Below are 19328 nucleotides of genomic sequence, written 5' to 3' on the forward strand. Positions count from 1 at the left end.
GAGCGGTCAGCTCAGCGATGCGAGGGTGGCGACGCAGCGGTGCTTGCGGCGAGGACCTCGAACGTGAACGTGCCACGCACCGGATGGCCGTCATCGCCCGTGACTTGCCACCGAACGGTGTAGCGACCCGGCGCGAGGGAACCGACAATGCTCGCGGTCACGGTTTTGTCGTCGCCCTGGTCGAACTGAAGCGCTCCCAAGCGGATGGCCATCTCGCCGTGGTGTAACGTTACGCGAGTGAGTGCGAGATCGAGAGATTCATTAAACGTGAGCGCAACTTCGCGCGGCGCTTCTGCGGAGCGACTGTCGGCGGCTGGCGTCGACTTGAGCAGGCGAGGATGGGCGCTCGCGGCGCTCAGCGGGACGGCGAGGGCGAGCACAGCGATGAGGGCAAGCGAGCGAAGGGAATGGTGCATCGGGAAGCAGGATTGGGTGAAGACGCTTTACTCTGTGTAAAATCTTACTACTGGCCGGCCGCGCCGCAAGGGGCACAACCCTTCGTCGCGGTCCGGTGCAGGCATCACGGCGTTGAGCGACGCGCGGCCTCGTGTGGGCATCCATCGCCCCCAAGCGACCAGCCTCGGCAGAAGAGATGCGTCAGTGGGTTCGCCCCCGGATGATCACAATGCGCTGGTCCGTGGGCCGTGTGCAGGCCCGGGTCACTCAGAGGATGCAACACCATCACACCGGAACTCCATGCAAGGAGCAATGCCACCGATGCCGCAATGAGGGAACGCGTGGACGTGTGTGATACCGCCAGTGCATCCTCGCCTGCAAGACGCCGAATGCGGCGCGGCAACAAATCGGCACGCTGAAATCCCACCGTCGTGGCAACAGGAGTCGATGTGCCCCCACCGAGCTTGAGTACGGCTGAGGCGAGGGGTAGTGCGAGACGCAGCGCCACTTCATCATCAGCGGTGATCTCCACCTCGTCCTCCAAATCGGCGGCGACTCTGCGCAGGACGGGAAGCCAAAACAACAGCGAGGCAAGCGAGCGAAGTGCGAAAAGCCGCAGCGGATCGCGTCGCCGAAGGTGCACGGCTTCGTGAGCGAGTACGGCGGTGAGTTCGTCAGGTGTGAGTCGCTCGCTAAGGTCGGTCGCAACGATGACCCGTGGCCGAATCCACCCAGTCGTAAAGGCAGGCATCGGGAGTCCACGCACGGCCCACACCTGCCCGACGCGAAGTCCTGCCCCGAGCGCGGCACGTCCCAACACCGAGTCTGGACTCACGCGCGCTTGAGGAAGGTCGCGCATGACGCGTCCGTGGCGCCACAGCACCCGCCCTCGCTCCAATACAACGAAAGCGATGCCCGCATACAACAGCCAATGCGCAAGGTCGTGTACGGGCTCGAGCAATTGGTGCAATGCGACCAAGCACAGCATCGCAAGGTGATGCTGCTCAGCGGAAAGCCACGGTACCACGCCGAGTACGTGATGTCCGACGACTGGCGTGACGCCGAGAAGCAGCAACGAAACAATGGCGAAGAGCAAGAAGCGTCTGCGTCGCTCCTCCCGGCGTATGACGGGGGGGCGGATGCCGACGCTGGCCGACGGCATCGCGCTAGCCGTCCTGCTCGCGCAACTTGCGACGAATCAGGCGTGCGAGTTCAGCGAGCTGCTCAGGATCGCGTTCGGCGAGCACGTCGACGATCGACGCCGTCACCGCTTCGGCACCGAGCGAGAGAATCCCCTCCACCGCTCGGCGCGACGCTTGTGAGACGAACTCCGACTCGTCTACGCGCGCCGTGAAATGCAGCAACCCATCCACGCGACCGCGCGAAAGAAATCCCTTGCGCACGAGGCGATTGAGCACCGTGGTACTCGTCAGGGGAGAAACAGGATGCTCAGCTCGGAGACGGTCGTGAATGTCTCGCGCACTCAGTGGCCGCGCGGCGTCCCAGCACAGTCGCATCAGTCGGGCTTCAAGCTCACCTAAGACGGTGCCGACCCCGCTCCCGGAGAGATTCATCGTCTCGGGGAGCCGGGGTGACTTTGGTGAAAGGATGCGACGCTTGCGAGGTGACATACTCTGAGTTTAGGTCCGTGAAGGTCGGCGCGCCAACTGCGGTGACTCAGGGCATCGGCGGATCACTGGGTCGGCGGGCACGGCTCGCCGTGTGCGTCAGGCGCACGACCCATCGCGCGCCACGGCGCTCAAGAATCGCGGTGCCGCGTCCCACGACGTCAGCCTTTCCGGTGGGTAGGTCGGCGCTGAGCGCGTAGCGGAACGTGGCCCACGCAAGAGTGCCAGACACGCGCGCTTCGATCTCAAAAGGCCGATACCGGAAGTTGCTGAATTCCTTTAGTTCCGGCGCGAGGTGATTGTCGCGATAGTCCGTCCACCCGCGGTTGATGCCGGATCCCTCAATGACGAGAAGACTGTCTCCTGCGTAGATCGAGTCGAGTGCCGCCAGGTCGCCGCGCTCCGCGGCAGCGAAGAGCGCCTGGATGGCCTGAATCACGGACGCGACCTCTGCATTCGGCGACGCTTGGTGGCCTGCGTGAGCGTGGTCCTGGGCGGTGGCGCGGCCTGCGAGTGCGACGGTCAGTACGACGGCAACGGCGAGGCGGCGAACGATGCCAGACATTGGGCGAGAGAATGTGGAGGGAAGCGGCAGGAACGACGAGGCTGTCCCTAGAGTTTACTCCGTGTAAACTACAATCGGCAAGTGCCGAGCGATGCAGGCAGGCGCGCAAGGGCTTTACAGAACGTAAAACGCGCACCTAGCTTTCCGTTAGGCGCCCTGCCATGCGTCGATGGCCCATTCTTCCGTGTCAAGCGAACTTTGCCCGTGACTCAACCGCGTCAAAACTTCCACGTCTCGCGCCGGAGCTTCCTCGAGGCTGGTGCACTCCTCGGCGCTGCGGCTGCGCTACCCGAACCGCTCCGCGCGGGCGTTGCCACAGCACGTTCTCTGGACCCCGGTCTACCCGCGCTTGCTCCTGCGCCAGGCGGCGTGCGCGAGTACGACCTCACTATCGCCGAGACCATTGTACGACTCGATGGGCGGAACGCCCGCGCGACGACGATCAATGGGACCGTGCCCGGGCCCGTGCTGCGATTCCGTGAGGGCGAACAAGCTGTCATCAGGGTGCGGAACACGCTGTCGGAAGACACATCAGTTCACTGGCACGGCATCATCTTGCCGCCCGACATGGATGGCGTGCCGGGCTTGAGCTTTCCGGGCATTCGACCCGGCGAGACCTTCGAGTACCGATTCGCGGTGAAGCAGGCTGGCACCTATTGGTATCACAGCCACTCTGGGTTGCAAGAGCAGCTTGGCCACTATGGCGCATTGATCATTGAGCCGACCGAGCGCAGCGGCCCGGCTTATGACCGCGAGCACGTACTGGTGCTGTCCGACTGGACCTTCGAGAACCCGTATCGCGTCCTCTCGCGACTCAAGAAGCAGCCGGACGCGTACAACTATCAGCGCCGGACGGTGGCCGACTTCTTCCGCGACGTCGCGCGCGACGGATTCTCGGCCACCATCAGCGATCGTTGGATGTGGGCCGGAATGCGAATGAATCCGACGGACATCGCGGACGTCACAGGCGCGACGTACAGCTACCTGCTGAACGGGCGCACCGCCGAGGAGCCTTGGACGGCGCAGTTCGCGCCGGGAGAACGCGTTCTGCTTCGCGTGATCAACGCGGCGGCGGGTTCGTACTTCGATGTACGCGTACCGGGCCTACCGATGACCGTCGTGCAAGTGAGCGGGCAGCCAGTGGAGCCCGTGGAGACTGAGGAGTTCCGCATCGCGATTGCAGAGACGTACGATGTGATTGTGCAGCTCCCCGACGACCGGGCCTACGCCGTGTACTCCGAGGCGATGGATCGCAGCGGCTTCACCGCGGCGACGTTGGCGTCTCGCGCCGGAGGGCTCGCCAGCCTTCCGCCGCGTCGGCGCCGGCCGCTGCTCACGATGGCCGATATGGGGATGGATCACTCCGCGATGGGCGGGATGGACGGAATGGACCACGCCCAATTGGAACACGAGATGCCGCCCCGCGCTCCGTCGACAACTGCAGCCGATGACGAGCACGCGGGGCACGATATGTCGGAGATGGGCGATTCCGCAGCGTTGCGAGCACCTGGGACGCTACCACCGGAGACGCCGCACGGCACCGACACGCACGGCAACGGCAACGCGATGGTCCCGATGAGCACGAAGAGTCGACTCGGCGAGCCGGGTGCGGGCCTGGGCGAGGATGGCCGTCGCGTGTTGCTGTACTCGCAGCTGCGATCCGCGGCTCCCTACGCGGAGTTTCGCGCGCCGACGCGGGAGATCGAGATTCATCTCACGGGCAATATGGAGCGTTTCACGTGGGCCATCGACGGTGTGCCCTATGATGAAGCGGAGCCCATCGAGTTCGCCTACGGCGAGCGGATTCGCTTGATGATGGTGAACGACACGATGATGAACCACCCGATGCACTTGCACGGGATGTGGATGGAGTTGGAAAACGGACAGGGCGACCGTAGCCCGCGGATCCATACCATCAACGTGAAGCCGGCGGAGCGCGTGTCGCTGTTGGTCACGGCGGACGCCCCAGGGCGATGGGCGTTTCATTGCCACGTGCTCTACCATATGGAGGTCGGAATGTTTCGTGAAGTGCGCGTGAGTGCGCCGACCGGCCACGAGGGGCATCACGATGCGGAATGAGTGGCAGAGACGATGGGTAGCGTTCCTGTTGTCGGCACTCAGTGTGGCGCTCGCGGCCCCACTCGAGCATCTGCACGCTCAGGCGCGTGATAGCGTACCGCACGCTGCGCCGCACGGAATGGGATGGGCGCGCGAGACATTCGTGCTGACGGAAGTGCTCGAGTACGACGCGGCTGGTGCTGGTCGTCCGGTACTCTTCGATGTGCTCGCGTGGACGGGGGGAGCGAGCCGCCGCCTGTGGTTCAAGGCCGACGGTAGCGCCGCGACGACGGCGCGCGCCACGCACGGTGAGTACCAACTGCTCTATGGCCGGATGCTCTCGCCGTGGTGGGACCTGCAGTTGGGCGCCCGCGCCGACTTGCGCACGGCAGAGGGTGCGAACGCGTCGCGCGCTGGTGCGGTGTTGGGATTGCAGGGCTTAGCTCCAGGCTGGTTCGAGCTCGAGCCGTCGCTGTTCGTCACGACGGATGGCAATCTCTCGTTCGACCTCACCGCCTCGTACGACCTCTTCCTGACGCAACGTTTGGTTCTGCAGCCGCGCATTGAGTCCACCGTGGCACTCAAAGACGACGACGCGTTCGGTGTGGGGCGCGGATTGAGCAATACGTCCTTCGGGTTGCGTACACGGTTTGAGATCCGGCGTGAGTTTGCGCCGTATGTGGGCGTGGTGTGGGAGCGCGGCTATGGTCGCGCCGCGGAGTTGGCACGGCTCGCGGGAGAACCCGCGGGAGAAACACTCATCGTCGCGGGGCTGCGGGTGTGGAGATAAGGCGGCTCCGCGCCTAGCGCGGGGAGAGTCTGTGGAGCACGATCACGGCGGACATGGCGGGCACGGCGAACTCCCGTCGCGGGAGCCACGCGAGTCGCAGAAGAGGACCGCGGCGCTTGCGCTGCCAACTCAGAAAGGCAATCACGAGGCCCACGACAAGCACGCAGGACACTCCCCGGAGATGTTCCGCGACCGCTTCTGGTGGGCCGCGCTACTATCGATCCCCGTCGTTATCTGGTCGCCGCACGTGCAGATGCTGTTGGGGTACAATGCGCCCTCGGTACCCCTCGCTCGTTTCATCGGGCCAGTGCTTGGTTCGCTGATCTTCGGATTTGGCGGGTGGGTATTCTTGCGAGCTGCTTCAGCCGAGCTCACCGCGCGGCTTCCGGGCATGATGACGCTCATCTCTCTCGCGATTACAGTCGCATTTGTGTTCTCGTGGAGCGTCGAGATTGGGCTCGTCCGCGCTGACCCGCTGTGGTGGGAACTCGCGACCTTGGTTTCCATCATGCTGTTCGGGCACTGGATCGAGATGCGGTCCATCAACCAAGCTAAGGGTGCGCTACGTGAGTTAGCGAAGCTGCTCCCAGATACCGCCACCCGACTCACTGCCAGCGGGCAGGAGATGGTGCAAGTCGCGGAGCTGCGCGATGGCGATCGTGTGCTGATTCGGCCGGGAGAACGCGTCCCCGCCGACGGTACGCTGCAGCGCGGCCAATCTGCCGTGGATGAGTCAGTACTGACAGGAGAGTCGCGGCCCGTGAAGAAGGGCCCCGGTGATCAGCTGATCGCTGCGAGCATCAATGGCGAAGCCGCGCTCGAGATGCTGGTCACGGGCACCGGTGATGGTACCAAGCTGTCGGCGATGATGCGTCTCGTGGCCCAGGCGCAGGAGTCGAAGTCACAGGTCCAGCATCTGGCTGACCGCGCGGCGCGATTGTTGACATACGTCGCCATCGTGTCGGCAGCAATCACGCTCACCGTGTGGTGGTTGATCGGTGCAGGGGCGGAGGTGGCCATCGTCCGCGCCGTCACGGTGCTGGTCATCGCTTGCCCGCACGCACTTGGCCTGGCGGTACCGCTCGTCGTTTCCATCTCCACGGCGCGAGGAGCGCGCAACGGCTTGCTCGTGCGCGACCGGCGCGGCCTCGAGGAGGCGCGTCGAGTGGATCGGGTGGTGTTTGACAAGACAGGTACGCTCACGCTTGGCGAGTTCCGTGTGGTACAGCTCGAAGCCGTGGAGGGCGTCACGCACGACGAGGCCCTACGCATCGCGGCGGCCGTCGAGTCACAGTCGGAGCATCCAATCGCACGCGGCATCGTGCGGTCTGCTACCGATGCGAAGCTCACACTTCCGGACGTTGTCGATGCACGTGCGCATCCCGGCCGCGGCATCTCGGCCCATGTTGCCGGTACTGAGTACTGGCTCGGCGGGCCGGCGCTTCTCAGTGAACGCGGGGCGACGGTGCCGCAGGCGCTCGCAGCACTCGCGCAGCGTGCAGCAGCGGCGGGCCAAGCCAGTATCCATCTGCTGCGCGAGCACGAGGTCATCGCCGTGTTGGCGGTAGCCGACGCTATTCGGCCAGAAAGCCGAGAGGCCATCGCATCGCTGCGCGCGCTCGGCGTGCAGATGACGATGTTGACGGGCGACGCGCGCGAAGTCGCAGCGGCGGTAGGCAAGGAGCTTGGAATCGAAGACGTGCGCGCTCAGGTGTTGCCCGAAGACAAGGCGAGACACGTCTCGGAGCTACAGCGCGGCGGACAGCGGGTGGCGATGGTCGGGGACGGCGTCAACGATGCCCCTGCGCTAGCAACGGCGGACGTGGGTATCGCCATTGGCGCGGGAACGGATGTGGCCGTCGAAGCCGGGCACATTGTGCTCGTGCGCTCTGACCCGCGCGACATTCCGCGCATCATCACGCTGTCACGCGCCACCTACCGAAAGATGATTCAGAATCTCTGGTGGGCCGCCGGCTACAACATTGTCGCGATCCCGCTCGCCGCGGGGGTGTTGGCCCCATGGGGGATCGTGCTCTCGCCAGCCCTCGGGGCGGTGTTGATGTCGGCAAGCACGGTGGTGGTGGCGCTGAATGCACAACTGCTCAAGCGCGTCAGGCTGTAGCGCGGATCGGCGAGCGGCACGATCGTCAGGATTTTACCTGACGTCAAATAGGGACATCCACGACCGCGCCAGTCCATATGGTTGGGCGAATTTCATCGCAGCGACCGTTGTGCCTGTCGTACGCTTGCAGTCCACACAATCTCGAGGGCACCCTGTGGAACGATTGCACGGAGTAGTTCAACCGCACAGGATGCGCCGCGCGGCCATCGCGACACTCACTGTCGCGTGGCTCGCGGCGTCGCCGCTGGACGCCCAGCGGGGACCAGACCAGGGAGAACCAGTCGCCGCGACCGGTGCAGAACTCAGCCTTGGTCGCCTCTACACCGCCGCCGACTCCGCCAACCCCAGAATCCGCGCCGCCGAAGCGCGCGCGCGGGCCATCGAGGCGCAGGCCCTGACGTCCACTCGTCCGCCGGATCCCCGAGTGCAGATCGGCTGGATGAATCGTGAACTGCCCGGCTTCGCGCCGATGGATCCCCTGGGGATGACCCAGTTGCAGTTGATGCAGATGCTGCCCACGGCGGGCAAGCTTCGACTGGCCTCACGCGCGGCGCGCACGCGGGCTTTGGGCGCGGATTTCCGCGCGCGCGACGTCGCGTGGGACGTTCGGGCCGAGGTCGCCGCGGCGTTCTACGAGCTGTATCGCGTCGAGCGCGCCGTGGCAATTGCCCGTGAGACGCGCCAGTTGATGGAAAACGTCGCTGCGGTGGCCGACGCGATGTATCGGGTGGGCGAAGCGCCACAGGCCGACGTGCTCCGGGCGCGTGTTGAAGTGGCCCGAATGACGGAGGAGATCGTGGTGATGGAGGCGATGCGCCAGGTGGCCCTCGCTCGCCTCGGCGGACTGCTCGATCAGTCCTTCGACGATGCGACCCCGCCAGCAGCCCTGCCCTTGTTCCCGGCTGAGCTCCCCCCGCACACTGACCTAGAGACGGCGGCGCTCGTGAGTCGCCCGATGTTGCTCGCCGGTGATGCGGAGCTCGCAGCGGCAGACGCCAGCCGCACGCTCGCGTACCGCGAGCTGTTCCCCGATGTCGAAATCGGGCTGCAATACGGACAACGAGCCGGGGCGATGGGGCCGGAACGGATGGGGAGTCTGATGTTGGGCACCTCAGTACCCATCTTCGCGCGCCAGCGCCAGCTCCCAATGCGCGCCGAGGCGGATGCAATGCGAGAGATGGCCGCCGCCGACCTGCGTGCGATGCGCGCCGAGACCCGCGCCCTGCTTGGGGCGGCATACGCCGAGTGGCAGCGTGCGCGCAACCTCCAACGGCTGTACCGCAGCACCGTGCTCCCCCAAGCCCGCGCGTCGGTAGAGGCCGCGCTGGCGTCGTATCGAGTCGGTGGCGTGAACCTGATGACGCTGCTCGACAACCAAGCGACTGTGAATCGCTACGAGCAGGAACTGGCGGCCCTAGAAGCGATGGAAGGAATGGCACTTGCGGAGCTTGAGATGCTGATGGGGCGTGAACTCTTCGACGCAAATCGTCGTGCCGACTCACCGAGGGAGCAAGAATGACGGAGTCAACCACAGGTATGTCGTGGCGGGGCCTAATTGCGGCCGCCGCCGTGCTCGCTGCCACCGCCGGAGTGGCGTGGTTTGCCACGCGCGGTTCAACGGACACGGCGGAGTCCGGCGGTCACGCGCACGGCGCAGGCGCACCAGTCGGGGTGGGCGGCCCGGTGATGCTCGACTCCGCGCAGGCCGCGCGGATAGGCGTGACGTTCGCGGTCGCGCAGCGCAGTCCGATCGTGCGGGAGTTGCGGAGTGTAGGGCAGGTGGCGTTCGACGAGACGCGCGTCCGAACCGTGAGTCTCAAATTCGATGGCTGGGTGGAGCGGCTCTATGTGGACTTCACCGGCCGCGCGGTGCGTGCCGGCGAACCGCTGCTCGTCACCTACGCGCCGATGCTGGCCAGCGCGGAGGAGGAACTGGTGTTGGCGCACCAGTTGCTGCGCGATGTGCAGGGCGCCGACAGTGCCACGCGACGCGGCGCCGAGCGGATGCTGATCGGCGCGCGGGAAAGACTGCGCAATTGGGACGTACCCGCCGAGGAAATCGCACGCGCGGAGGAGTCGGGCGAGAGCCGCCGCACGTTGGAGATTCGGGCGCCCTACGACGGCGTGGTCATCGAGAAACTCGTGAACGAAGGCCAGCGCGTGATGGCGGGCGATCCACTGCTGCGCATTGCAGACCTGCGTCGGGTGTGGGTGGAGGCAGAAGTGTTTGAGCAGGATGTCGCACTCGTACGCCTCGGGCAGCGCGTGACGGTGGAGCTCGACGCGTTCGCGGGCCGCCCGCGCTCCGGACCGATCGTCTTCCTGCAACCCACGGTGGATCCGGAGACGCGAACGCTGCGCGTGCGCGTGGAACTCGATAACGCCGACGGCCAGCTACGCCCTGGGATGTACGCGACCATCCGCGTGCAGGCGACGGGTTCCGGGGCTGTGGTGCACGTGCCCCGTTCCGCCGTGCTTTCCACTGGACGCCGTGACATCGTATTCGTGCGGATGGACGACGGAATGCTCGAACCGCGGCAGGTGGTGCTCGGCATTGCATCCGACGATCGCGTGGAGATTCGGTCGGGCCTTGCAGTGGGCGAGACCGTCGTCGCGTCCGCGACGTTCCTTGTGGACGCGGAGTCGAATCTGGGCGCGGCGCTCGGCGCGATGGCGGGCATGCCGGGAATGGAAGCGCCGACACCGAGCAAGTCGGTGCCGCCGCCTCCGTCCGCTCACGATCACTGAGGCGCCGCGCGATGCTCAAACGAATCATCGAGTGGTCGGTCCGGAACATCTTCCTCGTGACGCTTGCGACGTTGGCTGCCATCGGGGGCGGTGTCATCGCGCTGCAGCGCACGCCGCTCGAGGCCCTGCCCGACTTGAGCGACGTACAGGTCATCATCCAGACCGAATACAGCGAGCAGGCGCCGCAGATTGTCGAGGACCAGATCACCTACCCGATTGCGGCCGAGATGCTGAAGGTGCCGGGGGCGGAGGTGGTGCGCGGGTACTCGTTCTTCGGCGTCTCGTTCGTGTACATCATCTTTGACGACGACACCGACCTCTACTGGGCCCGTAGTCGTGTGCTCGAGTACCTGAATGGTCTCAAGGGTCGTCTCCCGGCGTCCGTGTCGCCGACGCTAGGTCCAGACGCCACCGGACTCGGCTGGGTGTATCAGTACGCGCTCGAGGACACCACCGGCCGCCTCGACCTATCTGAGTTGCGAGCACTGCAGGATTGGTATCTCCGCTATGAGCTCACCGCCGTGCCCGGCGTCTCGGAGGTCGCTACCGTCGGGGGCTACGAAAAGCAGTACCAGGTGGATCTCGACCCCGCGAAGCTTCTCGCGTATGGCATTCCCGTCACTCGAGTGATGCAGGCCATCCAGACATCGAACGCCGACATCGGCGCGATGGTCGTCGAGCTTTCCGAGCGCGAGTACATGGTGCGCGGGCTTGGCTACCTCAAGTCGCTGGGCGACATCGAAGAGGTGGTGGTAGGAACAACGGAACGTGGGACGCCCATTCGCGTGGCGGAAGTGGCTCGCGTGTCCGTGGGGCCGGCCGTGCGTCGCGGTGTGGCAGAGCTGGACGGCCGCGGAGATGCGGTCGGGGCAATCGTCGTGATGCGGTTTGGGGAGAACGCGCTGACGACAATTGCGCGCGTGAAGGAGCGCCTCGCTCGAGTGGCGCCATCGCTTCCGCCGGGGGTCGTGATCCGTCCTGTGTACGACCGCAGTGATCTCATCGAGCGCGCCATTGCGAACTTGCGATTCAAGCTGCTGGAAGAGAGTCTCGTGGTCGCGCTGGTCTGCATCGTCTTCTTACTGCACGCGCGCTCGGCGCTCGTGGCAATCATCACGCTGCCAGTGGGCATTCTCATCGCGTTCATCGCGATGCGCTACGTCGGCGTTGGTGCCGACATTATGTCGCTCGGCGGCATCGCGATTGCCATTGGCGCGATGATTGACGCCGCGATCGTGATGATCGAGAATCTGCACAAGCATCTGGAGCGTGCCATCGTTGCGCGCGAGCAACCGGGCGCGGTGGAATCGCGCTGGCTCGACACGGGCACGCTCACGCACGCCGAGCGTTGGCAGGCGGTGGTCGAGTCGGCGCAGGAAGTGGGGCCCGCGCTCTTCTTCTCGTTGCTCATCATTACCGTCTCGTTCCTGCCCGTCTTTGCGCTGGAGGGGCAAGAAGGCCGGCTGTTCTCGCCGCTCGCATACACTAAGACGTTCGCAATGGCGGCGGCCAGTGTACTGTCTGTGACGCTGGTACCCGTGGCGATGGGCCTGTTTGTACGTGGACGCATCTACCGGGAATCGGCCAATCCCGTCAATCGATGGCTGATGCGTGCGTATCACCCGCTCATCACGTTCGTGCTGCGGCATCGCTGGCCGGTGGTGATCGCTTCGGTGGCGGCAGTGATTCTGACGTGGATACCGTGGTCGCGGATTGGCAGCGAGTTCATGCCGAGATTGGAAGAGGGTACGGTGCTCTACATGCCGACGACCTTGCCCGGCGTGAGCGTGGCGCGTGCGCGTGAGCTGCTCCGCATCCAAGCCGATATCATTCGGACGTTTCCCGAAGTGGCACACGTGTGGGGGAAGGCGGGTCGGGCGAACACGGCCACTGATCCCGCCGGGCTCGATATGATCGAGACAACCATTACGCTGCGCCCTCAAGAGGAATGGCGCGCGGGGATGACCTACGACCGGCTCGTTGCTCAGATGGATTCTGCGCTGCGCGTCCCAGGCGTGACGAATGCGTGGACGATGCCCATCCAAGGCCGCAACGACATGCTGGCCACCGGCATCCGCACACCAGTGGGCATTAAGGTGTTTGGTCCTGATCTCGCGGAACTGGAGCGGCTCGGTCGCGAGATTGAGCAGGCGGTGCGGATGGTGCCCGGCACCCGCAGTGCGTTCGCTGAGCGCGCAGTGAGCGGCTACTACCTCGACATAGACATTGATCGGCAGGCGGCTGCGCGGCACGGACTCAATGTCGGCGACGTGCAAGCGGTCATCGCGACCGCGATTGGCGGCATGACAATCACGCAGACGGTCGAGGGAAGGCGCCGATTCGGCGTGCGGGTGCGGTATCCGCAGGAACTGCGAGACTCGCCGGAGCGCTTGGCGTCGGTGCTCGTGCCGGTAGCGCACGGAGCTGGCGGATCCAGCGCCGCTGCGAGTGGAGGAATGGGCGGGATGGGAGCAGAGAATGGCGGGGGCGGCAAGAGGCCTGCGCAGGTGCCGCTGGGCCAGTTGGCGCGAATTACGCCCGTCGCGGGTCCAATGGTGGTCCGCACGGAGGGCGCCCAGCCCACGGCGTGGGTGTACGTGGACGTCGTGGACCGCGACATCGGCAGCTACGTCGCGGAGGCGCAGCGTGCAGTGTCCGAACAGGTCACTCTCCCCACCGGCTACTCCGTCGTATGGAGCGGACAGTACGAGTATATGCAGCGCGCGAAGGAGCGGATGAAGCTCGTGATTCCCGCAACGCTCGCGCTGATCTTCTTGTTGCTGTACCTGAACTTCGGGAATGTCAGCGAGTCGCTCATCGTGATGCTCTCGCTGCCGTTCGCGCTTGTGGGTGGACTCTGGTTCATCTGGGCGCTCGGCTACAACTGGTCCGTAGCGGTGGCCATCGGGTTCATTGCCTTGGCCGGCGTGGCCGCAGAGACGGGCGTGGTGATGCTCATCTATCTCGATCACGCGTGGCAGGCGTGCACGGCGAATGGGAGACGCGCTACGCTCGAGGAGCTCTACGGCGCCGTCATCGAGGGAGCGGTGGAGCGCGTGCGTCCGAAGATGATGACTGTCACAGCCATTATGGGCGGCCTACTCCCACTCCTGTGGGGGACGGGCGCCGGCGGGACAGTCATGCGGCGCATCGCGGCGCCGATGATCGGCGGGATGGTGTCAAGCACGGTGCTGACACTGCTCGTGATCCCGGCGGTGTACTCGTTGTGGAAGGAGCGAGAGGTGCTCGCGGATCCCGGAGCGACCCGAGCAACGGAGGCGCGATGATGCCATCGGCGTCAACCTGAGAACGTCTGGTAGCGGTACAACCATCGCGGGCTGGAGAATCTGGCACTTACACAAGAGAGGAGACAATGCGACACAAAGTGTGGTCACTCATCGGCGCCTGCGCCGTCACTCTCGTCGGCGCAACACTCGACGCACAAACGATTGACTCGGCTCAAGTGCGTTTTCAACAGGCGAGTGCGATTCAATACCTGCGTCCGCAGGATAAGCGCGGCCTCAATCTGTTCGAGACTCCCAAAGTTGCGGGTGCCGAGTATCGAGGCTTTGCGCTGCAGTGGGGCGCCGCGTTCACGCAGCAGTTCCAAGCACTGTCACACGAGAACACGGCTGACTCCGTCGCGGTAGCGGCCGTCGCTCCGACCCCAGGCAATGCTGGCAGCGCCGCCATCGCAAACCGCAATCGATTGATGAAAATTGGCAACGGATTCAACAACGCCACGGCTAACATGTATCTCCACGCGCAACTCGCACCAGGAGTTCGCGTGCAGTTGACTAGCTATCTCTCAGCGCGTCGGCACAACGAGACGTGGGTGAAAGACGGCTTCTTGCAGATCGACGAGTCGCCGATTGATGTGCCGCTTCTCAACGCGATTATGGAATACACCACGCTGAAAATCGGACACTTTGAGATCAATTATGGTGATTTTCACTTCCGGCGCACGGACAACGGGCAGGCGCTTTACAACCCATTCGTCGGAAACCTGATTCTCGATGCCTTCACGACGGAAGTTGGTACCGAGGCAATCGTCCAAAAGAATGGAGTGTTTGGTGTTGTGGCGCTCACCAACGGCGAGATTCGAGGGAACATTCAGCGGCCCGACAGTCGCGAACCCGCACTGATGCTCAAGGCGGGATTCGACCGTCAGCTCAGCGACGATCTCCGCGTGCGACTCTCGGGATCGTACCGGACCCAAAAGGGAGCAATCAGCAATACATTCTACAGCGGAGACCGTGCGGGATCACGCTACTACTTCGTGCTTGAGAACTACGTCGCAACCGAATCGGCGAATCCGACGTCTGGTATGTTGAATCCGGGATTCAGCGACGCAGTGTCCGCGGTGATGCTTAATCCGTTCGTGAAGTATCGTGGGCTTGAGTTCTTTGGCGTCTACGAGCAGGCGACGGGGCGCGGACAAGAAGTGGGAGGTGTTGCACCGCCGGAGCGAGATATATAGCAGCTAATGGGGGAGGTGCTCTACCGCTTCCTGCCAGGCGAGAAGCTGTTTGTCGGCGGGCGATGGAATACGGTCACAGGCGACCTAGGCGGTGCCAGCACCGACATCACGGTGACACGCACAAACTTCGGTGGTGGCTGGTGGATCACGCCGAGCCTGCTGCTCAAGGCTGAATATGTGAATCAAACGTACGACGGCTTTGCGACGACAGACATTCGCAATGGAGGAAGGTTTCGCGGATTGATGCTTGAAGCGGTGACGGCATTCTAGCGTCGTCGGGACGGCGGCCGAGCGCGGAAGGAGCGTGCTCGGCCGCACTCGTTGCTGGTCGTGCCGTCCGAGGTCCGTAGTGGTAGCGTGCGCAGTTGGCGCCTACCGCTGCTAAGTCTGGAAGAGCACTGAGTACTTCAGGCTTTGAGACGAGATCCTGTTAGCGGAGCGCGCGGATCGGCATAACGTCAAGTTGTGCTGCGGCCGCTTTCATAAGATGCGGTTGGGCGGCCGTGCGGTACCTTCAGGTACGATAAAGCACGGCCGCCCAACCGCTACCCCAGCGCGGCCGTCTGCACCAACTGCCGTTATGCCGCCGGGCACGCGTCCCCCGCTCAACTCCGCCTTCAACACGACCGCGGGTCGACATCCGATACGGTGCGTGCCTGTAAGCACTCCTTCTAGACAAATCGCCGCTGAATCGCTGGAAGCTTGATCTCTCCCTTCTTGATGTGTGATGTCCTCGATGAGGTTCTTCAAGGAGGTTGTGTCGGTGTCGAGACGACTCGGCGGAAGTAGCTCGGCAGGCTCAGTGGCGGGGCAACGGCCAGCGGGGGCCGCTGGCCGTTGTCGTCCAGAGGCCACCTCCGAGGTCGAGCTACTACAGCCGCGCCCTCTCGCGGTACGCCTCCCGCAGGATTCGCGTCACGCTCCTCAGGATCAGCACGCAGATGCCAGCCGCGATCACCAGGTCGGGGATCCCCGACGCGGTCACCGTGACGAGCACCGCCGCGAGCATCACCGCGAGGTTCACCTGCACATCGGTCGCCGAAAAGATCCACGCGGCCCGCAGGTGCACCTCGCCCTGCCGATAGCGCTTGAGGATCGCCAGTGACCAGACGTTCACGCCGAGCGCGAGGAGCGAGATGCCAATCATCGGCAACGCCTCGGGCGCACTGCCATGCACGAGCGCGACGCCGCGCTTGACGATGGCGGCCGCGGCGAGGGTGAGTTGTGCGTAGCCAGCGCCGATCGCCGCACGAACTTTCGCGCGTGCCGGCCGACCCACCGCGTAGAGGAGAGACCGTACACCGCAGCATCGGCGAGCATGTCGAGTCCGTCGGCCACGAGCCCCATCGAATCGGCGGCGAACCCGGCGCTCACTTCGATGACGAACATCGCGCCGTTGAGCGCGAGCAGCGTGCGCAGTGCTCGCCGCTCCGTTTCCTGAGCCGTCGCTTTGCTCCATCGCTTCCGCTACGGTCGAGGGTCGCTCTCGAGCGTCACCGGAATACGGACCACCGTCCGATCCACTGCACGACGAGATCGGCGGCGTACGCCGGAACGACGCGTGAGCAGCATCCGCAGCAGGTCCTCCGAGGTCATGACGGCTTCTGTGGGAACCGATCTCTCCCACATCCAGCTTGCGGACCGTGCTGTCGATCGTGTGTGCCCCAACGCCGCACGCCGCGATTCACTACGATCCGCCACGCGGTCGGACCGGGGATCACGCACAGGGGTACCAGCCGGCATCCACGGCCACAGCGATGGTCCCTCGCGACGGCATGTGGATCGCGGTCGCCTCATCCACGCCCATGCGCCATGGTGCGTCGAACAGCTGAAGTCGGCCGCTGATCGGGCGTCCGAGCTTACGCGGTCTGCTGTAATACACCTTCACGGTGCGCGCCGAGCGACTGCCGTCGAATCGAAGATGGACTGGCGCGGGTCTCCAGTCTCGCGCGGACCCTGCACCCAGCATTCCAACGGGGGCGCGGTGCCTTGCGCCTGAAGTAGGTGTTTTAGCGAAGCGCCAAGAGTGCCGCAACAGCCAGCGCAAGACCTACGCATCAGACGCATCTCTCCAAGGGGGTGATCCAGATCACAACGCGAAACCGCACGTGCGAACGACATCGCTGACGCCAACGCGGGACCGATCATCGCGTAGCGGCACGGACGCGATGATCGCCATTCCCGACGGGACACAACAACTCAGATGACATCGGTAGGACGCGGTGTCACCCGTCAACGAGCCAGACCACGCGGGCGCGACGGTCATAAAGACTCCGCCGTACCATAAAGACGCGCCCCCGGGCCGTCGTGGAGATTGAGCAGCCACACACGAAGATCGCCAGCGCGCCGGCGGCAGGGCAGAAGGAGCCACGGACTGCCGCTGTCGAAAGCCAGACATACGGCAGGTAGCGGCCGATGATCTCCGCGAGCGCGGTCGCGATGAAGAGGGCGGTCGTGCGGGCGAAGTGTCATTCTACGCAGGGGTTGAGGAATAAGGATAACGGGAGCAGCGCGTTCGCGATAACGACCAGCGTGCTCCCCTCGCATGCTGACGACCGCGGCACCGATCCCGGTGAAGCCCGTCGTGGTCGCGACGATAAGGACGGCGACAGCGAAACGGAACAGGTTCTGCCGGATCACTCGGCGCGACGCGCACGCTCAACCCGATCACGAACGGCAGCAGTCCCCAGATCGTCGCACATAAGCGCGACATCGGCGGGCTCGAGTGCGGCGGCGGTGCCGGCGCCGCCCATCGCAATGCCAACAGTAGCAAGGCGAGCGCGGGCGCGTCGTTCACGCCATCGCCGACCATCGCCACTGGACGCTTCACCGGCGAGCAGGCGGATCGCCGTGACCTTTCCCTCCGGGAGGAGCCCCGCGCACCTCGTCCGCGCCCACTTCGGCCGACGGCGTCCCGACGCGGCGATGGTCGCCGGTGAGCATCACCACTCGACGGACCCCAGTGTGCGGAGCCGGCTGGGGTTCGCGCCTCCGGGGCGCGGCCGATCGGCGATCCCGATGACGCCGAGCCATTCGCCCGGCGCTCGTCGGACGATCATGGACTGCTCCGGCCCTCGCTCTCGAGGGCCTCCACGCTCGCGCGGAGCCGCCGGGAGGGCGCGACTCGCCGCCTCGAAGTGCAGCGCGGCCGACCTCCACCGTCTCGCCGTCCACGGTGGCGCGAATGCCCTGGCCCGTCGCCGTCGCATCCGACGGCACGGGAAGCGCGATGCCGCTCACTCGGCCGCACGCACCACGGCGCGCGCGAGCGGATGTTGGGAGCGTGCATCCACTGACGCGCCGCCACGCGGAGAAGCGCGCTCGTCCGTCGCCGGGCCTCCGCGGGACGGAACGAGTCCGGTGACGCACGGCTCGCCGGTTGATCGTGCCCGTCTTGTCCAGGGCGACCGTGAGACGGTGCCGCGAGTCGCTCAGACGATGCACCCCGCCCTTGATGAGCACGCCCCGTCATGCGCGGCGCGGGCGACGCCGGAAGGACCGCCGCGGGCGTGCCGAGCGCCGTGCGCACGTGAGGCGGCGACAGGCAAGAACCATCCGCGATAGAACGCCTCGCCGGGTCAGACTCGAGGAAGGAGCGGAGGCGACGATCAACAACGCGTCCGCGACGAGCACGGCGGGAACGAAGACTCGCGCGAAGCGGTCGGTGAACTACTGTGTCGGCGCCTTCAATCCGCCTCCGGATAAGCGATGACGCGGTCGAGTCCGGTCACCGATCGCGGCGGTGACCTCTGACGTGCAATGCCCCCTTCGCCGTTCACCGTCCCGGCGAACACCGTCGCCGGCGCCTTGTCCACCGGCGCCCTCGCCGGTGATCGGCGTATGGTTCACCGCCAAAGTTCCCTCGCGCACCGCACCGTCCACCGGGATGCGCTCGGCCGGTTTGATCAGAACGCGGTCACCCGGCACCACCTCGGCGATGGGCACGGCCGATTCCTGCCCGTTGCGGATCACCGTCGCTGTCTGCGAGGTGCAAGCTCGGCGAGGCTGCGATGGCGTTGCGTGCGCGTCCGAGCGCGTACTTCTCGACCGCGTGACCGAGACTGAAGAGGAAGAGCAACAGCGTTATCAAACCATGCGCCGAGCACTGCCGCTCCTCCCGCGGCGACGACCATCAGGAAGTCGATGTTGAAGCAGACTTCCCGCGATGGAGGTCGTGCGATGATGAAGTGTCCCACGAGGTCGCGCGCACCGAGAAAGAAGTACGCCGCGGCGAACACCCCGACCACGAGCGCGGGCGGCGCGTCGATGAATCGCGCCTCGACACCCAGCCCAACGTGAGCGGCACGCCCGCCCTGATGCTCAGACGATCTCGCGATTGCGACCGTACCAACTCTTCGGTGCCGGGTGTTTCGCGCTTCCACGTCGGTCTCGGCGAGCGGCTCTGCACCGACGTCGCGCAATCGCTTCGATCGCCGCCCTGATCCATTAACGCCTTCGATCGAACTCCACACGCGTGACCCTGCCCCGCAAAGTTGACCGCAGCCGCGTGGCGCCGCGGAGCTCGCGTAGCGCGTCTTCGA

Annotated in this window: 16 protein-coding genes and 1 pseudogene; 9 read left to right on the plus strand and 8 right to left on the minus strand. The window is 65.1% G+C overall.

Annotated features, from left to right (window positions below; genetic code table 11):
- Window positions 1–11: 11 nt before the first annotated feature.
- From IPJ78_07175 to IPJ78_07190, 4 genes are all read right to left on the minus strand, one after another.
- Entirely contained in the window at window positions 12–380 is a 369-nt protein-coding gene (locus tag IPJ78_07175; GenBank protein MBK7906329.1) for a copper resistance protein CopC, read from the minus strand.
- 140 nt (window positions 381–520) lie between these two features.
- Window positions 521–1492: a M56 family metallopeptidase gene (locus tag IPJ78_07180; GenBank protein MBK7906330.1), complete on the minus strand. Its 972-nt coding sequence runs from the start codon at window positions 1490–1492 to the stop codon at window positions 521–523.
- Between the two features lie 70 nt (window positions 1493–1562).
- A complete protein-coding gene (locus IPJ78_07185) occupies window positions 1563–1970 on the minus strand; it encodes a BlaI/MecI/CopY family transcriptional regulator (protein MBK7906331.1) in 408 nt (135 codons plus the stop codon).
- A gap of 103 nt (window positions 1971–2073) precedes the next feature.
- Entirely contained in the window at window positions 2074–2589 is a 516-nt protein-coding gene (locus IPJ78_07190; GenBank protein ID MBK7906332.1) for a nuclear transport factor 2 family protein, read from the minus strand.
- A 204-nt stretch (window positions 2590–2793) separates the two neighbouring features.
- Between IPJ78_07190 and IPJ78_07195 the strand changes: the two genes are divergently transcribed.
- From IPJ78_07195 to IPJ78_07230, 8 genes are all read left to right on the plus strand, one after another.
- Window positions 2794–4668: a copper resistance system multicopper oxidase gene (locus IPJ78_07195; protein ID MBK7906333.1), complete on the plus strand. Its 1875-nt coding sequence runs from the start codon at window positions 2794–2796 to the stop codon at window positions 4666–4668.
- 142 nt (window positions 4669–4810) lie between these two features.
- Window positions 4811–5437 carry a copper resistance protein B gene (locus IPJ78_07200; GenBank protein MBK7906334.1) on the plus strand — a complete coding sequence of 209 codons (627 nt, stop codon included), beginning with the start codon at window positions 4811–4813 and terminating at the stop codon, window positions 5435–5437.
- A 181-nt stretch (window positions 5438–5618) separates the two neighbouring features.
- Window positions 5619–7559 (plus strand): heavy metal translocating P-type ATPase, encoded by a 1941-nt coding sequence (locus tag IPJ78_07205; GenBank protein MBK7906335.1) that lies wholly within the window; start codon window positions 5619–5621, stop codon window positions 7557–7559.
- Window positions 7560–7749: 190 nt separating this feature from the next.
- On the plus strand, window positions 7750–9078 hold the full coding sequence (locus IPJ78_07210) for a TolC family protein (GenBank protein ID MBK7906336.1): 1329 nt from the start codon (window positions 7750–7752) through the stop codon (window positions 9076–9078).
- Between the two features lie 50 nt (window positions 9079–9128).
- Window positions 9129–10307, plus strand: a complete 1179-nt coding sequence (locus tag IPJ78_07215; protein MBK7906337.1) for an efflux RND transporter periplasmic adaptor subunit — start codon at window positions 9129–9131, stop codon at window positions 10305–10307.
- An 11-nt stretch (window positions 10308–10318) separates the two neighbouring features.
- Window positions 10319–13594, plus strand: a complete 3276-nt coding sequence (locus IPJ78_07220; GenBank protein MBK7906338.1) for an efflux RND transporter permease subunit — start codon at window positions 10319–10321, stop codon at window positions 13592–13594.
- A gap of 86 nt (window positions 13595–13680) precedes the next feature.
- Window positions 13681–14787 (plus strand): hypothetical protein, encoded by a 1107-nt coding sequence (locus IPJ78_07225; protein MBK7906339.1) that lies wholly within the window; start codon window positions 13681–13683, stop codon window positions 14785–14787.
- A gap of 15 nt (window positions 14788–14802) precedes the next feature.
- Window positions 14803–15057: a hypothetical protein gene (locus IPJ78_07230; protein ID MBK7906340.1), complete on the plus strand. Its 255-nt coding sequence runs from the start codon at window positions 14803–14805 to the stop codon at window positions 15055–15057.
- A 601-nt stretch (window positions 15058–15658) separates the two neighbouring features.
- On the opposite strand, the gene IPJ78_07235 is transcribed toward IPJ78_07230, so the two are convergent.
- The 4 genes and pseudogenes from IPJ78_07235 to IPJ78_07250 form a co-directional block, all read right to left on the minus strand.
- Complete coding sequence (locus tag IPJ78_07235) at window positions 15659–16066, minus strand: cation transporter (protein ID MBK7906341.1); 408 nt, start codon at window positions 16064–16066, stop codon at window positions 15659–15661.
- A gap of 438 nt (window positions 16067–16504) precedes the next feature.
- On the minus strand, window positions 16505–16675 hold the full coding sequence (locus tag IPJ78_07240) for a DUF2911 domain-containing protein (GenBank protein ID MBK7906342.1): 171 nt from the start codon (window positions 16673–16675) through the stop codon (window positions 16505–16507).
- A gap of 337 nt (window positions 16676–17012) precedes the next feature.
- A complete protein-coding gene (locus IPJ78_07245; GenBank protein MBK7906343.1) occupies window positions 17013–17228 on the minus strand; it encodes a hypothetical protein in 216 nt (71 codons plus the stop codon).
- A 1228-nt stretch (window positions 17229–18456) separates the two neighbouring features.
- Window positions 18457–18777: pseudogene (locus tag IPJ78_07250) on the minus strand (hypothetical protein).
- 197 nt (window positions 18778–18974) lie between these two features.
- On the opposite strand from IPJ78_07250, the gene IPJ78_07255 reads away from it, so the two are divergent.
- Window positions 18975–19229: a hypothetical protein gene (locus IPJ78_07255; protein ID MBK7906344.1), complete on the plus strand. Its 255-nt coding sequence runs from the start codon at window positions 18975–18977 to the stop codon at window positions 19227–19229.
- Window positions 19230–19328 lie beyond the last annotated feature (99 nt).

This window comes from Gemmatimonadota bacterium (assembly GCA_016714015.1).
Taxonomy (GTDB): domain Bacteria; phylum Gemmatimonadota; class Gemmatimonadetes; order Gemmatimonadales; family Gemmatimonadaceae; genus Pseudogemmatithrix.

Excerpts from the sequence above, each read along its gene's own strand:
- IPJ78_07210 (MBK7906336.1), top strand. The coding sequence starts at position 7,750 with ATGCGCCGCGCGGCCATCGCGACACTCACTGTCGCGTGGCTCGCGGCG.
- IPJ78_07185 (MBK7906331.1), bottom strand. The coding sequence starts at position 1,970 with ATGAATCTCTCCGGGAGCGGGGTCGGCACCGTCTTAGGTGAGCTTGAA.
- IPJ78_07225 (MBK7906339.1), top strand. The coding sequence starts at position 13,681 with ATGCGACACAAAGTGTGGTCACTCATCGGCGCCTGCGCCGTCACTCTC.
- IPJ78_07205 (MBK7906335.1), top strand. The coding sequence starts at position 5,619 with ATGTTCCGCGACCGCTTCTGGTGGGCCGCGCTACTATCGATCCCCGTC.
- IPJ78_07190 (MBK7906332.1), bottom strand. The coding sequence starts at position 2,589 with ATGTCTGGCATCGTTCGCCGCCTCGCCGTTGCCGTCGTACTGACCGTC.
- IPJ78_07220 (MBK7906338.1), top strand. The coding sequence starts at position 10,319 with ATGCTCAAACGAATCATCGAGTGGTCGGTCCGGAACATCTTCCTCGTG.